The 3,214-nt window shown below is 54.6% G+C and carries 3 protein-coding genes; all 3 read right to left on the bottom strand.

Annotated elements, in window-relative coordinates:
- On the bottom strand, window positions 1-1,395 hold a 1,395-nt coding region (fdhF, locus tag MVD07_RS01360), incomplete at its 3' end, for a formate dehydrogenase subunit alpha (RefSeq protein ID WP_297497605.1).
- Window positions 1,396-1,468: 73 nt separating this feature from the next.
- Window positions 1,469-2,062 carry a pyridoxal 5'-phosphate synthase glutaminase subunit PdxT gene (gene pdxT, locus MVD07_RS01355; RefSeq protein ID WP_297497602.1) on the bottom strand — a complete coding sequence of 198 codons (594 nt, stop codon included), beginning with the start codon at window positions 2,060-2,062 and terminating at the stop codon, window positions 1,469-1,471.
- 33 nt (window positions 2,063-2,095) lie between these two features.
- Window positions 2,096-3,103 carry a pyridoxal 5'-phosphate synthase lyase subunit PdxS gene (pdxS, locus tag MVD07_RS01350; RefSeq protein WP_297497599.1) on the bottom strand — a complete coding sequence of 336 codons (1,008 nt, stop codon included), beginning with the start codon at window positions 3,101-3,103 and terminating at the stop codon, window positions 2,096-2,098.
- Window positions 3,104-3,214 lie beyond the last annotated feature (111 nt).

Raw genomic sequence — 3,214 nt, 5'->3', positions numbered from 1 at the left:
CTTTGAGTCGACGTAGGGCTCGCAGGCCCTCTCGCTCCACTGGATCCTCCTCTCGCTGTTCATGTAGCTCCCGCTCTTCTCGCAGAAAGCTGAAGCTGGAAGCAAATAGTGAGCGTAGCGAGCCGTCTTCGTTGGGAAGACCTCCTGGACGACGAGGAGGTCGAGCTTCCTTAGGGCTTCCCTCACCCTGGTAAAGTCAGCCTCGCTGACAGCTGGATTCTCACCGACGATGTAGAGCGCCTTAAGGTTGCCCTCCTCTATCTCATCCCAGAGCTCAGTCAGGTAGAGCCCCCTCTCCGTTGGGAGGTCATCTACGCCCCAGAGGGAAGCAACGCGCTTTCTAAAGCGCTCATCACTCAGGGGGACGTAGCCTGGAAGGAATTCGCTCAGCGCGCCCATGTATGCAGCGCCCTGCACGTTGTTCTGCCCGCGCATCGGGTAGAGACCACCGCGCTCACCTATGTAGCCTAAGAGCAGAGCGATGTCTATCACAGCCAACACGTTCTCAACCCCTGAGACGTGCTGTGTAAGCCCCATGCCCCACATTATTGCGCCGCTCCCGGCTAAGGCGAAGGCTCTCGCAACTTCCCTTATGGTCTCCGCCGGAATTCCCGTCATTCTCTCCGCGTACTCGGGCGTGTACTTTCTCACCGCCATCTTGACCTCTGAAAAGCCCCTCGTCCTTGAACGGACGAAGTCCTCGTTGTAGAGTTCCTCCCTGATTATCACGTGCATCATCGAGTTTGCCAGGGTTACGTCCGTCTTGGGCCTTATCACAAGCTTATAGTCAGCGAATGCCATGCTCCTCGTCTCCCTCACGTCAACAACGGTTATCTTAGCCCCCTTTCTCTTCGCCCTCAGGATGTAGTCCATAACCACCGGATGAGTCTCGGCCGGGTTGTAACCCCAGATCAGTATCGCCCCAAAGTTCTCAAGGTCTTCGTAGGGGTTCGTTTGAGCGCCGGTTCCGACGGTGAGCTTTAGGGCGTGAACCGAGGCCTCGTGACAGAGCCTTGCACAGTTGTCAATGTTGTTGGTGCCGAAAAGCCTTGCCATCTTCTGGAGGAGGTAGTTTTCTTCGTTGCTGACCTTTGAAGATGCTAAAAAAGCGACTGCGTCAGCCCCGTAGAGTTCTCTAATCTCAAGAAGTTTATTCGCTATCTCCCCTATAGCTACCCCCCAGCTCACCGGAACCATCGCTGAGCCGACCCTCTTAAGTGGCCTCTTGAGCCGGTCTCTAGAAGTCACGACCTCGGTAGCGCGGAGGCCCTTGGGACAGAGCTTTCCCCTGTTTGGTTCTCCATGGTAAGGCCTTATCCTTAGCGTTTCCGGGTCTATGAGGAGGTTGCATCCGAAGCCGCAGTAGGGGCAGACGACCTTCCTGAGCTTGCTCATCCTATTCCCTTGTCAACATAAAGAGGACAAAAATAAAAGTCTTTCGGGAAAAAGCTTAACATAGAAATGCTAATCAAAGGACTTTTCTCAAAAAGTACTCGTGGACTCTCGTGTCATCGGTCAGCTCAGGATGGAATTCAAGGCCTATCAGGTTGTTCTGCTCGACACCGACAACCCTGTCGCCGAGCCATGCTATCGGCTTTACCTTATCGCTCAGGAGCTCAAGTATCCTCGGGGCGCGGATGAAGACCCCGGTAAAGGGCTTGTCGCTGAAGGCAAGCTTTACCGGTGCCTCAAAACTGTCAACCTGTCTGCCGTAGGCGTTTCTGTTCACCTTAACGTCGAGGAGACCTAAAAACTTCTGCTCAGGGGTGGCCCCTATCACTTCCTTCGAGAGCATTATCAGGCCGGCACAGGTGCCCATTATCGGCAGTCCTTCTTCGCCGAGCTTCCTGACCGGTTCAAGAAGACTGTTCTCAAGCATCAGTCTTGAGATGGTCGTGCTTTCGCCGCCGGGGATTATTATCGCCGAAATTCCCTCAAGCTGTTCCCTCTTTCTGAGCCAGATAACTTCCCCGGAAACGCCGAGGTTTTCGAGGGCTTTTTTTGAAGCTTCGATGTGCTCGCTTACATCTCCTTGGAGGCCAATGACGCCTACCTTGACCACCTTGACCACCTCAGGTTAAACAAAAAAGGAGGGTCAGACGCCCCTCTCCTCAAGGCGGACTTCAAGCTGCTCTATCTCTTGCCCGTGCATGGGCTCGCCGATGTCCCTGCTTATCTCCGCTAAAACGTCCGGTTCGTCCCAGTGGTTTACAGCTTCAACTATCGCCCTAGCCATCTTCGGTGGGTTGGAGCTCTTGAATATTCCGGAGCCGACGAAGACGCCGTCCATGCCCATCTGCATCATTAAAGCTGCATCGGCCGGTGTGGCAACCCCACCAGCTGCGAAGTTAACAACGGGAAGCCTTCCAAGCTTCTTTATCTCAAGGAGAACCTTGTAGAGCCCCTCGACTATTTCGTGGTAGGTATAGTGGCCGTAAACGGGCTCGTTTTCAAGGACGTTCCTAGGAAGGCCGGCGATTTCCTTAACATCGAGGGACAGCCTGAGGTAGGGTTCGGCAAACTTCTCGGCAACACCGTAGACCTGCTCATCGGTCATGGCCTGTATCTGCTTTATGCCCTCGGCGACGAGGCGAACATGTCTTACCGCCTCAACTATGTTGCCAGTCCCTGCCTCGCCCTTCGTCCTTATCATAGCGGCGCCTTCCCATATCCTTCTCACGGCCTCGCCAAGGTTCCTCGCACCGCAGACGAACGGAACGGTGAATTCTCTCTTGTCTATGTGGAAGTAGGGGTCAGAGGGCGTTAGAACCTCACTCTCGTCTATCATGTCAACGCCGAGAGCTTCGAGGATCCTCGCCTCGGCGACGTGACCTATCCTGACCTTTGCCATGACCGGGATCGTCACCGCATCCATTATCTCCTGTATCTTCTCTATAGGGGCCATCCTCGCGACCCCACCGGCCTTCCTGATGTCAGCCGGAACCCTGTGGAGGGCCATGACCGAGACCGCTCCTGCCTCCTCGGCAACTCTGGCCTGCTCGGCGTTGGTGACGTCCATTATAACGCCACCCTTAACCATCTTGGCGAAACCACGCTTTAGCCTCTCGGTTCCCTTGGCCTCGATAATGGCGAGCTTGTTCATTCACACCACCTCCCTTCAGTTAGATGAACGTCTCAGTGGATTATAAGCCTTGCCACAACTACATCGAGGTTGGTGTGAAAAAAGTTCGAAAAAACCTGTGAAAACCGAATG

The sequence above is a fragment of the Thermococcus sp. genome, from assembly GCF_027008145.1.
Classification (GTDB): Archaea; Methanobacteriota_B; Thermococci; order Thermococcales; family Thermococcaceae; genus Thermococcus.
The sequence above is the reverse complement of the archived record's forward strand: the minus strand, read 5'-3'. Positions and strand labels throughout refer to the sequence as shown.